The sequence below is a fragment of the Pseudomonas sp. 1176_21 genome, assembly GCF_052850635.1.
This window is the reverse complement of the sequence record NZ_VXCV01000005.1, coordinates 219933-232929: the sequence shown is the minus strand read 5'-3', so window position 1 is coordinate 232929 and position 12997 is coordinate 219933. Positions and strand designations below refer to the sequence as shown.

Annotated in this window: 9 protein-coding genes; all 9 read right to left on the bottom strand. The window is 66.3% G+C overall.

Features of this window, described 5'->3' with window-relative positions; genetic code table 11:
• Positions 1-43: 43 nt before the first annotated feature.
• Complete coding sequence (mdoH, locus tag FW760_RS14370) at positions 44-2617, bottom strand: glucans biosynthesis glucosyltransferase MdoH (RefSeq protein ID WP_116052518.1); 2574 nt, start codon at positions 2615-2617, stop codon at positions 44-46.
• On the bottom strand, positions 2610-4325 hold the full coding sequence (locus tag FW760_RS14365) for a glucan biosynthesis protein G (RefSeq protein WP_080922881.1): 1716 nt from the start codon (positions 4323-4325) through the stop codon (positions 2610-2612). The genes mdoH and FW760_RS14365 overlap by 8 nt, the downstream gene beginning before the upstream one ends.
• Before the next feature lie 262 nt (positions 4326-4587).
• Complete coding sequence (dtd, locus tag FW760_RS14360; protein ID WP_088514678.1) at positions 4588-5025, bottom strand: D-aminoacyl-tRNA deacylase; 438 nt, start codon at positions 5023-5025, stop codon at positions 4588-4590.
• Entirely contained in the window at positions 5022-5993 is a 972-nt protein-coding gene (gene pip / locus FW760_RS14355) for a prolyl aminopeptidase (protein ID WP_043862174.1), read from the bottom strand. The genes dtd and pip overlap by 4 nt, the downstream gene beginning before the upstream one ends.
• A 171-nt stretch (positions 5994-6164) precedes the next feature.
• Positions 6165-6968, bottom strand: coding sequence for an N-formylglutamate deformylase (hutG, locus tag FW760_RS14350; protein WP_446443838.1), 804 nt, complete (start codon positions 6966-6968; stop codon positions 6165-6167).
• The gene (gene hutI, locus FW760_RS14345) at positions 6953-8185 is read right to left on the bottom strand and encodes an imidazolonepropionase (protein WP_116052517.1); all 1233 of its coding nucleotides are present in this window, start codon (positions 8183-8185) and stop codon (positions 6953-6955) included. Before hutI ends, hutG begins: the two co-directional genes overlap by 16 nt.
• Positions 8186-8200: 15 nt before the next feature.
• Positions 8201-9595: an amino acid permease gene (locus FW760_RS14340; RefSeq protein WP_043862177.1), complete on the bottom strand. Its 1395-nt coding sequence runs from the start codon at positions 9593-9595 to the stop codon at positions 8201-8203.
• A 93-nt stretch (positions 9596-9688) separates the two neighbouring features.
• A complete protein-coding gene (gene hutH / locus FW760_RS14335; protein ID WP_116052516.1) occupies positions 9689-11221 on the bottom strand; it encodes a histidine ammonia-lyase in 1533 nt (510 codons plus the stop codon).
• Between the two features lie 64 nt (positions 11222-11285).
• On the bottom strand, positions 11286-12962 hold the full coding sequence (gene hutU / locus FW760_RS14330) for a urocanate hydratase (protein WP_043862179.1): 1677 nt from the start codon (positions 12960-12962) through the stop codon (positions 11286-11288).
• Between the last annotated feature and the right edge of the window lie 35 nt (positions 12963-12997).

Here is a 12997-nt window from a genome sequence, read left to right as displayed (position 1 = left end):
ATGACCTGTAGGAGCCAGCGTTGCTGGCGAAGGGGCCCGCAGATCAGGCCCCGGCGAGTGCGGCCTGCCCCTCGTGCTGCGGGTGCAGCGGCAACAGCGGCGAGTGCGGGTCGTTGGCAATCGACTCACGCCACACATCCAGCCAGGCGCGGTTGTCTTCGGCCCACACGCGGCTGTGCAGCCGTGCCAGGGCGACCGGGTCGCTGAGCAGCGCCAGGCGCGTGGCGCCATCCAGCGCGGCCGGGCCGACTTCCAGGGCCTTGGCGATGCGCTCGGCACGGTTGCGCTCGACCACCTCCGCCACGCCATGGCGCGCGGTTGCCAGGGCACAGGCCAGGGCGTTCTGTTGCGGGTCGACCACGGCCCGCACAAAACCGTCCTTCAGCGCATGCCAGCGGTTTTCGTGGGTGTACTGGTCGGTGGCCAGCAGTTCCTGCGGCGTGGCGTATTCCTCAGGGATCAGGAACAGCTTCTCGTCCTTGGCGCGCAGGCCCAGGTTGGTGCGGCTGGAAATCACCGACACCGGGATCGACAGCATCAGCGAGCCCACTATCGGCACCAGCCACCACAGGAAGCTCGGGTTCAGCCACGCCACCAGCAGCGCCCAGGCCACGCCCAGCAGGGTTTGCGGGCCATGCCGGCGCACCGCTTCGCTCCACGGGGTGGAGTCGTCGTCACGCTGTGGCGAGTTCCAGGTCGCGGCCCAGCCCAGGAACGCGGCCAGCACGAAGCGGGTGTGGAAGATCATGCGTACCGGCGCCAGCAGCATGGAGAACAGCATCTCCAGCAGCATCGACAGGGTGACCTTGATGCGCCCGCCGAACTCCTTGGCGCCCTTGGCCCAGATCAGGATGATGCTCAGCAGCTTGGGCAGGAACAGCAGCACGATGGTGGTGGAGAACAGCGCGATGGCTTTTTCCGGGTGCCACTGCGGCCACAGCGGGTAGAGCTGACGCGGTTCGAGGAAGTACTGCGGCTCCATCAGGGTGTTGGTCGCCAGCAGCGCGGTCGACAGCACCAGGAAGAAGAACCACAGCGGCGCCGACAGGTACGACATAACCCCGGTGAGGAACACCGCACGGTGCACCGGGTGCATGCCCTTGACCAGGAACAGGCGGAAGTTCATCAGGTTGCCGTGGCACCAGCGCCGATCGCGCTTGAGCTCGTCGAGCAGGTTGGGCGGCAACTCTTCATAGCTGCCCGGCAGGTCATAGGCGATCCACACGCCCCAGCCGGCACGGCGCATCAGTGCGGCTTCGACGAAGTCGTGGGACAGGATCGCACCGGCGAAGGCGCCCTTGCCCGGCAACGGCGCCAGGGCGCAGTGCTCGATGAAGGGTTTCATGCGGATGATCGCGTTGTGGCCCCAGTAGTGCGACTCGCCCAGCTGCCAGAAGTGCAGGCCGGCGGTGAACAGCGGGCCGTACACCCGGGTGGCGAACTGCTGCATGCGCGCATACAGGGTATCCATGCCCGACGCCTTGGGCGCGGTCTGGATGATCCCGGCGTCGGGGTTTGCTTCCATCAGCCGCACCAGGCTGGTGAGGCATTCGCCGCTCATCACGCTGTCGGCGTCGAGTACCACCATGTAGCGGTAGTCCGCGCCCCAGCGACGGCAGAAGTCGTCGAGGTTGCCGCTCTTGCGTTTGACCCGGCGACGACGGCGACGGTAGAAGATGCGCCCGAAGCCCTTGGCCTCGCGGCATACGTCCAGCCAGGCCTGCTGTTCGGCCACGGCGATGTCGGTGTCGTTGGTGTCGCTGAGCACGAAGAAGTCGAAGCGGTCCAGGTTGCCCGTGGCCGCCACCGACTCGAAGGTCGCACGCAGGCCGGCGAACACCCGGGCCACGTCTTCGTTGCAGATCGGCATCACCAGTGCGGTGCGCGCCCCGGCCTCGATCGGCTCGTTGCCGGCGCTGCTGCCCGAAATCCGGTACTTGTCACGCCCGGTGAGCAGTTCCATAAAGCCCATCAGCGCGGTCCAGAAACCGGCCGACACCCAGCAGAACAGAATGCCGAACAGGATCAGGATGCTGGTCTGCAGCGCATATGGCCACACCTGGGTGACGGTCTGCATGAACGACTGGTGCATGATTTCGTCGAGGTCGACGAACGACCAGCCCTGGTACGGCAGGATGCCCTTCATGTACCAGCCGGCGACCACGGTCTGGCCGAGCATCAACGCCAGCAGGATGTAGCGGCGCATCGAACCCACCCAGCGCCAGCGCGCCTTGGGCAGCTCGCGCTGTTCAGGCGCCGGCGCGTTGGTACGTCCGGTGACCCGGCGCCAGGCGCGCACCAGGATGTTGGTGCGCCATGGCTCGGGGATCACCCGGGTGCGGTGGATCGGCGGGGTGGCCTTCAGGCACACCCGGCCACTGGCGTCGAGGGCGAGCATCTCGGCCTCTTCCAGTTCCGCGGCGCTGTCCAGGGTCAGGCGGCTGCCCACCGATCCCTGTACCGAACCGTTTTCACCCACCGGCGGCTGCGCCGACAGGCGTCGGTGCAGCTCGCTGAACGAACTGCAGCTGGCCAGTTCGGCGCGCTGCTCGTCGCTCAGGGGTAGATGGGCCAGGTACTCGCCAAGCGATTCCGGCCTTTGTGAAGAGTTACTCATCGGCAGGCAACTGATAGCTCCAGGTCTCGGTCAACACCTGTTCGGTGGTGGCCGGTGCCCCGGTGGTGGTCGCCGCATCGGCGGCTGGCGGCTGGGCAGGTTTTTCCTGCTTGGCGTGCTTGGCAGCGGCCTTGTCCTGCTTGGCAGGCTTGGCCGGCTTGGGCTGTTCGACCGGTACGTCGCGCAGCAGCGCGGCGCGCATTTCGGTGGCCTTGCTCGGGTCTTTGACCTTCAGGCGCAGGGTCAGGCGCCAGCCCTTGATCTCGGGGTTGTAGCGCAGGTTGTTCTCGACCACTTCGGCGTTGTCGTCGGTGGTCACCTGGCTGCGCACGTTGGCATCTTCCGGCAGGGCGGCCAGCACCGGGCCCTCGAAGTCGACCAGGAAGGCGATGCTGCCATCGGGCTGGCGGATCAGGTTGGACTGCTTGACGTCACCGGTGGAGCGCAGGGTCTGCTTGACCCAGCCCAGGTTCGGCGAGTGGAACTCGGACTCGTCGATGGTCCAGTGCAGGCGGTAGTTGAACTCGGATGCCACACCGGGCTCAGGCAGTTTTTCCGGGCTCCAGAAGGCCACGATGTTGTCGTTGGTCTCGTCGGCGGTCGGGATCTCGACCAGGTCGACGGTGCCCTTGCCCCAGTCGCCGCTCGGCTCGATCCAGGCGCTCGGGCGCTTCTGGTAGTTGTCGTCGAGGTCTTCGAACTGGCTGAACTCGCGCTGGCGCTGCAGCAGGCCGAACCCACGCGGGTTCTCGACGCTGAAGTTGCTCACGGCCAGGTGCTTGGGGTTGTTGAGCGGGCGCCACAGCCATTCGCCGTTGGCCGCATGGATCGACAGGCCTTCGGAGTCGTGCAGCGCAGGGCGGTAGTTGGGCACCTTGGACGGCTGGTTGCCGCCGAACAGGAACATGCTGGTCAGCGGGGCGATGCCCAGGCGGCTGACGTGGTCACGCAGGTACACCCTGGACTTGACGTCGACGATGGTGTCGGTGCCCGGGCGCAGGGTCAGCTTGTAGGCGCCGGTGGAGCGCGGCGAATCGAGCAGCGCGTAGATCACCAGGTGCTTGTCGGTCGGCTTGGGCTTCTCGACCCAGAACTCGGTGAAGCGCGGGAACTCCTCGCCCGACGGCAGCGCGGTGTCGATGGCCAGGCCACGGGCCGACAGGCCATACACATGGCCCTTGCCGACCACGCGGAAATAGCTGGCGCCAAGCAGGGTCATGATTTCATCCTGCTTGTCGGCCTTGTTGATCGGGTACAGCACGCGAAAGCCGGCGTAGCCGAGCTTGTCGGTGGCCTTGGGGTCGAACTGCACGTCGCCGAAGTCGAAGCGGCTCGGGTCGTACTTGATCTCCTGCACCTTGTTGGCGGTGACTTCGTTGATGCGCACCGGCGTGTCGAAGTGCATGCCCTGGTGGTAGAACGACAGCTTGAACGGGGTCTTGTCCTGGGCCCACTCGGCCTTGTCCTGCAGGAAGCGGATCTTCTGGTAGTCGCCGTACTTCATGTCACGGAACACGGCCGGCAGGTTGCTCTTGGGTGCTTCGTACTTCTGCCCGGCCAGGTCTTTGGCCTTGGCTGCCACGTCGTCGAGGTTGAACGCCCAGAGCTGGCCCGCGCTGAGCAGGCAGACCAGTGCAGAGGCTGCCACGAAGGCCTTGCGCAGCCGATTGGCGGAAGTTCTTGGTGCATTACAGGGACTTACAATCACGAGCAACCCTCGCCGAAAACAGATCAAAGAACCAACGGCCAGCGACGTATGCCGGGTTGGCGAGCACTGTTCGGACTCCGAAAGGGCACAATGATTCCCCAAACGGTTCCGGACGATGCTCAAGTCAGAGTAAAACGGGCCTGCGAACGCAGGCCCACATTTCGCGCGATTATCCAGCAGGCCGCGTTACAACGCATCAGGGCCAAGCAACTATTTATGCTGAAAAGCCGCTGTTTTCATGCAAGCAGCGGCCTTTTCACCTTCATATTTGTAGCATAAATGTCACAGGGCCATCATTGACCAGGTGAACCTGCATGTCCGCACCGAAACGCCCGCTCGCCACCGTGGGGTGCTTGAGCCTCGCCTGGGCCAGCAGGTAATCGAACAGTTCGGCACCGAGTGCCGGTGGCGCGGCGGTGGAAAAGCTCGGGCGCAGGCCGCTCTGGGTGTCGGCAGCCAGGGTGAACTGCGATACCAGCAGCAGGCCGCCGTCGATGTCCTTGAGCGACAGGTTCATCTTGCCCTGGGGGTCGCTGAACACCCGGTAGTTGAGCAGCTTGTGCAGCAGCTTGTCGGCGTGGGCCGGGGTGTCGCCGGGCTCGACGGCGACCAGCACCAGCAGGCCCTGGTCGATGGACCCGACGATCTCGCCGTCGACCTCTACCCGCGCGCCACGCGCGCGTTGCAGCAGGCCCTTCACGCTTCTTCCAGCGGCAGGTCGAGCAGGCGCCGGGCCATCTGGTCGGCGGCGCGCACCAGCGCATCGGTGATGCCGGGCTCGGAGGCGGCGTGGCCGGCGTCGCGAATCACTTTCAGCTCGCTGTTGGGCCAGGCCTGGTGCAGCGCCCAGGCGTTGTCCAGCGGGCAGATCACGTCATAGCGACCGTGCACGATCACCGCCGGCAGGTGGGCGATACGCGGCATGTCGCGGATCAGCTGGTCGGGCTCCAGGAACGCGTTGTTCATGAAGTAGTGGCATTCGATGCGGGCAATCGACAGGGCGCGTTGCGGCTCGGAGAAGCGGTCGACCACCAGCGGGTTGGGACGCAGCGTCGCGGTGCGGCCCTCCCAGGTGGACCAGGCCTTGGCCGCATGCATCTGGGCGATCTGGTCGTTGCCGGTAAGGCGCTTGTGGAAGGCCTTGACCAGGTCGTCGCGCTCGTCGGCAGGGATCGGCGCGATGTAATCCTGCCAGTAGTCGGGGAACAGTCGGCTGGCACCTGCCTGGTAGAACCATTCGATTTCCTGCGGGCGGCACAGGAAGATGCCGCGCAGGATCAGCCCCTGCACGCGCTCGGGGTGAGTCTGGGCGTAGGCCAGGGCCAGGGTCGAGCCCCAGGAACCGCCGAACAGCACCCATTTTTCGATGTTCAGGTGCTCGCGGATACGCTCGATGTCTTCGATCAGGGCCTGGGTGGTGTTGTTTTCCAGGCTCGCGTGCGGGGTGGAGCGACCGCAGCCGCGCTGGTCGAAGGTGACGATGCGGTACAGGTTGGGGTCGAAATAGCAGCGGCTTTGCGCATCGCAGCCGGCGCCCGGGCCGCCATGAATGAACAGCACGGGCAGACCTTCCGGGGAACCGCTTTCATCGACGTACAGTACATGCGGTGCTTCCACGGCCAGATCGTGCCGGGCGTAGGGTTTGATCTGCGGGTACAAGGTCTGCATTACGCACTCCGTGTGGGGAAATAGGCTGCCGTTGGGCATCATAAACCCGAAATGCGCTTTGAGCATGTACCTGTGTTCGGCTTTCGGGCCCCTTCGCCGGCAAGGCCGGCTCCTAACGGTTCGCAACCGTCTGCAGGAGCCGGCCTTGCCGGCGAAGGCAGCGCCGCGGTCCTATGCCGGGTAACGCTCGCGCCCCCACCCCAGCTTCGCCACCAGCATCTGCTCCAGCACCCGCTGGGTCGGCTGCGCCAGATCGTCGCGGTAGGTGAACGGCGCCACCTCCTCCATGTAGTTGCACTGCGCCAGTTCCATCTGCACCGCATGCACGTTGTTGGCCGGGGCGCCATAGTGACGGGTGATGTGCCCGCCCTTGAAGCGCCCGTTGAGCACATGGCTGTAGCCCTGCGCGCCGGCCGCCACCGCCCTGACCCGCTCGGCCAGCGCCGCGTCGCAGCTCGCGCCATTGAAGGTGCCGATGTTGAAGTCCGGCAACGTGCCGTCGAACAGGTGAGGGATCACCGAGCGGATCGAGTGTGCATCCCACAGCAACGCGTAGCCGAACTGCTCGCGCAGGCGCGCCAGCTCGCCGGTGAGGGTGTCGTGATACGGCCGCCAGATGGCCTCCAGGTAGCCCGCCCGCTCGGCCGCACTCGGCTCCAGCCCCGCCTTGAACAGCGGCTGCCCTTCGAACAGCGTGGCCGGGAACAGCCCGGTGGTGGCGCCGGCATACAGTGGCTGGTCATCCTCGGGCCGGTTCAGGTCGATGACGAAGCGCGAATACTCGCCCACCACCACGCTGGCGCCCAGCTCACGGGCAAAGGCGTACAGGCGGGGAATGTGCCAGTCGGTGTCCGGCAGGCCCCTGGCCTCGTCCACCAGCCCGGCCTCGACCGCCGGGGTCAGCCTGAGCCCGGCATGGGGAATGCTGACCAGCAGCGGCAGCGTACCCTGGTGAAAACTCACGACCTTGTCCATGCAGCCTCCCCTTTATCGGTCAGTTCAACGCCGTGGCGCACCACCCGCTTGTGCAGGTCGCCGCCCAGCCAGTAGGCCAGGTCTGCCGGCCGTTCGATGTCCCAGGCCACGAAGTCGGCCACCTTGCCGACCTCCAGCGAGCCATGACTGTCGCCCAGCCCCAACGCCGTGGCGGCATGCACGGTGACACCGGCCAGGGCTTCTTCGGGGGTCATGCGAAACAGGGTGCAGGCCATGTTCAGCATCAGGCGCAGCGACAAGGCCGGCGAGGTGCCGGGGTTGAGGTCGCTGGCAATCGCGATCTTCACGCCGTGCCTGCGCAGCGCGTCCATCGGCGGCAGCTGGGTTTCGCGCAAGAAGTAGAACGCCCCCGGCAGCAGCACCGCCACCGTACCGGCCTGGGCCATGGCGATGGCATCGGCCTCGTCCATGAACTCCAGGTGATCGGCCGACAGTGCCTGGTAGCGCGCCGCCAGGCTCGAACCGTGCAGCGACGACAGCTGCTCGGCATGCAGCTTGACCGGCAGGCCCAGCTCGCGGGCCTTGAGAAACACCCGCTCGACCTGCGCCGGCGAAAACGCCAGGTATTCGCAGAACGCATCCACCGCGTCCACCAGCCCTTCGCCAGCCAGCGCCGGGAGCATCTGCTCGCAGATGTGAGTGATGTAGTCGTCGGCGCGCTCGGCGTACTCGGGCGGCAAGGCATGCGCCGCCAGGCAGGTACTGCGCACGGTCAGCGGCAGCGTTTCGCCGAGCCGGCGCGCCACCTTGAGCACCTTGCGCTCGTTGTCCAGGTCCAGGCCGTAGCCGGACTTGATCTCCAGGGTGGTCACACCATCACGCATCAGGGCCTGCACCCGGCGCAGGGCGCTGGCATACAGCTCGTCTTCGCTGGCGGCGCGGGTGGCGCGCACGGTGCTGGCGATGCCACCCCCCTGGGCGGCGATCTCTGCGTAGCTCACGCCCTGCAGGCGCTGTTCGAACTCGCCGCTGCGGTTGCCGCCGAACACCGCGTGGGTGTGGCAGTCGATCAGCCCGGGGGTGACCCAGGCACCGCCCAGGTCGACCGTGCTGTCAGGCACCGGGTCTGCCAGCGCCTGGCGCGGGCCGATCCATTCGATGCGCCCGGCGCAGGTGACAATGGCCGCGTCCTCGATGATCGAGTAGGCGCCGTGCGCCATGCTTGCCACATGGCAGTGCTGCCAGAGGGTTTTCATGCACAGTCTCCGTAACTATTGAGGCGTCGACACCGGCTGCGTGGCCGTGCCACGCGGCTTGCACCACAGCCAGTAGGCGGCCACCAGGAACACCACCCACACCACGCCGACGATCAACGCCGCCTGGGTGTCGGGGAAGTAGCCCAGCACGCCGAACACGAACAGCATGAAGGCGATGGCTGCGGCCGGCCCATACGGCCAGAACGGTACCGGGAACTTCAGTTGCGCGACCTCTTCGCGGCTCATGCTGCGGCGCATGGCCACCTGGGTCACCAGGATCATCAGCCACACCCATACCGTAGCAAAAGTGGCAATGGAGGCGATCAGCAGGAACACGTTTTCCGGAATCAGGTAGTTGAGCACCACGCCACCGAGCAGCGCAGCGCCCATCACCAGCACGGTCATCCACGGCACGCCGTGGCGCGAGATCTTCGAGAAGCCCTTGGGCGCGTGGCCCTGCTCGGCCAGGCCGTACATCATGCGCCCGGCACCGAAGATATCGCTGTTGATGGCCGACACCGCCGCCGAGATCACCACGATGTTGAGCACCGTGGCCGCCGAACCGATCCCCAGGTTGCTGAAGATCTGCACGAACGGGCTGCCCTGGCTGCCGATCTGCGGCCAGGGGTACAGGCACATCAGCACGAACAGGGTGAGCACATAGAACAGCAGGATGCGCAGCGGCACGGCGTTGATCGCCTTGGGGATCACGCGCTGCGGGTCCTTGGCTTCACCGGCAGTGATACCGATGATCTCGATGCCGCCGAAGGCGAACATCACCACCGCGAACGAGGCGATCAGGCCACCGACACCGTTGGGCATGAAGCCGCCGTGATCGAACAGGTTGCCGATGCCCACCGTGTTGCCCGCCTCGGCATTGGCCAGGCCGAAGGCCATGATGCCGAAACCGGCCAGGATCATCGCCACGATCGCGCCGACCTTGAGCAGCGACAGCCAGAACTCCATCTCGCCGAACACCTTGACGTTGCACAGGTTGAGCCCGCCGATCAGGAACACGATGCCCAGCACCCACACCCAGCGCGCCACCTCGGGAAACCAGAAGCCCATGTAGATGCCGAAGGCCGTGACGTCGGCCAGGCACACGATGATCATTTCAAAGGCGTAGGTCCAGCCCAGCACGAAGCCGGCCATGGGCCCCAGGTAGGTGCTGGCGTATTTGCCGAACGAGCCGGACACCGGGTTGTGCACGGCCATTTCACCCAGTGCACGCATCACCATGAACACCGCCGCGCCGCCGATCAGGTAGGCCAGCAACACCGCCGGGCCGGCCATCTGGATGGCCGCGGCCGAACCGTAGAACAGCCCGGTGCCGATGGCCGAGCCCAGTGCCATGAATCGAATGTGCCGGGCCGTAAGCCCGCGCTTGAGACCTTGTGCTTGAGATTGCATTTCGCGTTCCTGTTTTTTTTGTAGGCGAAAAGCAGCGCGAACCCGCCAGAGTTCGCGCGGCAGACGGCTGGCCTGCACGGCCAGCCGGTGGCGTCAGAGGCTGGGCAGCACCTTGGCCGGCAGCAGGCCGGTCAGCGTGCCCGCGGCCAGCAGGGCGATGGCCGCCTCGATGTCGGGGGCGAAGAAACGGTCCTTGTCGTAGTGCGCGACCTGGCCGCGCAGGGCCTGGCGCGCCTGCTCCAGCTTGGGCGAGGTCTTGAGGCCGGTGCGCAGGTCCAGGCCCTGGCAGGCGGCCAGCCATTCCACGGCCAGCACGCCGCGGGTGTTCTCGGCCATTTCCCACAGGCGCTTGCCGGCGGCCGGGGCCATCGACACGTGGTCTTCCTGGTTGGCCGAGGTGGGAATGCTGTCGACGCTGTGCGGGTGCGCCAGCGCCTTGTTCTCGCTGGCCAGCGCGGCGGCGGTGACCTGGGCGATCATGAAGCCGGAGTTGACCCCGCCATTGGCCACCAGGAACGGCGGCAACTGCGACATGTGCTTGTCCATCATCAGCGAGATGCGCCGCTCGCTCAGCGAACCGATTTCGGCGATGGCCAGGGCCATGTTGTCGGCGGCCATGGCCACCGGCTCGGCGTGGAAGTTGCCACCGGAGATCACGTCACCCTCCTTGGCGAATACCAGCGGGTTGTCGGACACCGCGTTGGCCTCCACCACCAGTACCTCGGCGGCCTGGCGCAACTGGGTCAGGCAGGCGCCCATCACCTGTGGCTGGCAACGCAGCGAGTACGGGTCCTGCACCTTGCCGCAGTTCTGGTGCGAGGCCGACACTTCGCTGCCGTCGCCCAGCAGGTCGCGGTAGCAGGCGGCCGAGTCGATCTGGCCACGCTGGCCGCGGGCCTGATGAATGCGGTCATCGAAGGGCGAGCGCGAGCCCAGCACCGCTTCGACGGTGAGGCTGCCGCAAGCAACGGCGGCAGCGAACAGGTCTTCGCCTTCGAACAGCCCGCGCAGCGCATAGGCGGTGGACGCCTGGGTGCCGTTGAGCAGGGCCAGGCCCTCCTTGGCAGCCAGGGTCAGCGGCTCGAGGCCGGCTACCGCCAGCGCTTCGGTGGCCGGTAGCCATTGGCCCTTGTGGCGGGCCTTGCCTTCGCCCAGCAGCACCAGCGACATGTGCGCCAGCGGTGCGAGGTCGCCGGAGGCGCCCACCGAGCCCTTGAGCGGAATGTGCGGGTAGACCTCGGCGTTGATCAGGGCGATCAGCGCGTCGATCACCTTGCGCCGGATGCCGGAAAAACCACGGCTCAGGCTGTTGACCTTGAGCACCATGATCAGGCGCACCAGGGCGTCGCCCAGCGGCGCGCCGACGCCGGCGGCGTGGGACAGCACCAGCGAGCGCTGCAGGTTCTCCAGGTCGTGGCTGGCGATGCGGGTCGAGGCCAGCAGGCCGAAACCGGTGTTGATGCCGTAGGCGGTGCGGTCCTCGGCAAGGATCTGCTCGACGCAGGCCACGCTGTCTTCGATCTGCTGGTCGGCGCTGGCGTCCAGTTGCAGGGTCAGCGGTTGCTGGTAGATCGCACGCAGCTGAGCCAAGGTCAGGGTGCCAGGCTTCAGGGTCAGTTGGGTCACGTTATTGCTCCGTCTCGAAAGGCGTTCACGCCCGTCATGAATTCAGTATCGACCAGGGCGCCGCTCAGCGCGTGATCATCGGCAGGTTCAGGCCCTGCTCTTTCGCACAGTCGATGGCGATCTGATAACCGGCATCGGCATGGCGCATCACGCCGGTGGCCGGGTCGTTGTGCAGGACGCGGGCAATACGCTCGGCGGCTTCGTCGGTGCCGTCGCACACGATGACCATGCCCGAGTGCTGCGAGAAGCCCATGCCCACCCCGCCGCCGTGGTGCAGCGAGACCCAGGTCGCGCCGCTGGCGGTGTTGAGCAGGGCATTGAGCAGCGGCCAGTCGGACACGGCGTCGGAGCCGTCCTGCATGGCTTCGGTTTCACGGTTGGGGCTGGAGACGGAGCCGGAGTCCAGGTGGTCGCGGCCGATCACGATCGGTGCCGACAGCTCGCCGCTGCGCACCATTTCGTTGAACGCCAGGCCCAGCTTGGCGCGCAGGCCCAGGCCGACCCAGCAGATACGTGCCGGCAGGCCCTGGAAGCTGATGCGCTCGCGGGCCATGTCCAGCCAGTTGTGCAGGTGCGCGTCGTCGGGGATCAGTTCCTTGACCTTGGCGTCGGTCTTGTAGATGTCCTGGGCGTCGCCCGACAGCGCGGCCCAGCGGAACGGGCCCACGCCGCGGCAGAACAGCGGGCGGATATAGGCAGGTACGAAGCCGGGGAAGTCGAAGGCGTTGGTCACACCCTCTTCCTTGGCCATCTGACGAATGTTGTTGCCGTAGTCGAAGGTCGGGATGCCCTGCTTCTGGAAGTCGAGCATGGCCTGCACGTGCACGGCCATCGACTGCCTGGCAGCCTTGACCACCGCCGCCGGTTCGGTCTGCGCGCGGTCGCGGTACTGCTCCCAGGTCCAGCCGGCCGGCAGGTAGCCATTGAGCGGGTCGTGGGCGCTGGTCTGGTCGGTGACCATGTCGGGGCGCACACCGCGCTTGACCAGCTCGGGCAGGATTTCGGCGGCATTGCCCAGCAGGGCGATGGAGATGGCCTTGCCTTCGCCCGTGTATCTGGCGATGCGCGCCAGGGCGTCGTCCAGGTCGGTGGCCTGTTCATCCACGTAGCGGCTGCTCAGGCGGAAGTCGATGCGGCTCTGCTGGCATTCGATGTTCAGCGAGCAGGCGCCGGCCAGGGTCGCGGCCAGTGGCTGCGCGCCGCCCATGCCGCCCAGGCCCGCGGTGAGCACCCACTTGCCCTTGAGGCTGCCGTTGTAGTGCTGGCGGCCGGCTTCGACGAAGGTTTCGTAGGTGCCCTGCACGATGCCCTGGCTGCCGATGTAGATCCAGCTGCCGGCGGTCATCTGGCCGTACATGGCCAGGCCCTTGGCATCGAGTTCGTTGAAATGTTCCCAGTTGGCCCAGTGCGGCACCAGGTTGGAGTTGGCGATCAGTACGCGCGGGGCGTTGCTGTGGGTCTTGAACACGCCGACCGGCTTGCCGGATTGCACCAGCAGGGTCTCGTCGTCATTCAGGTGGGTGAGGCTCTCGACGATCTTGTCGTAGCACTCCCAGTTGCGCGCGGCGCGGCCGATGCCGCCGTACACCACCAGCTCCTTGGGGTTCTCGGCAACTTGCGGGTCGAGGTTGTTCATCAGCATGCGCAGCGGCGCTTCGGTCAGCCAGCTCTTGGCGGTGAGCTGGGTGCCGCGCGGGGCGCGAATTTCGACGTCACGGAATTTATTGTGCTTGTTCGTCACGTAAGGGCTCCTCGAGCGAAAGGCGAATTCGGGAT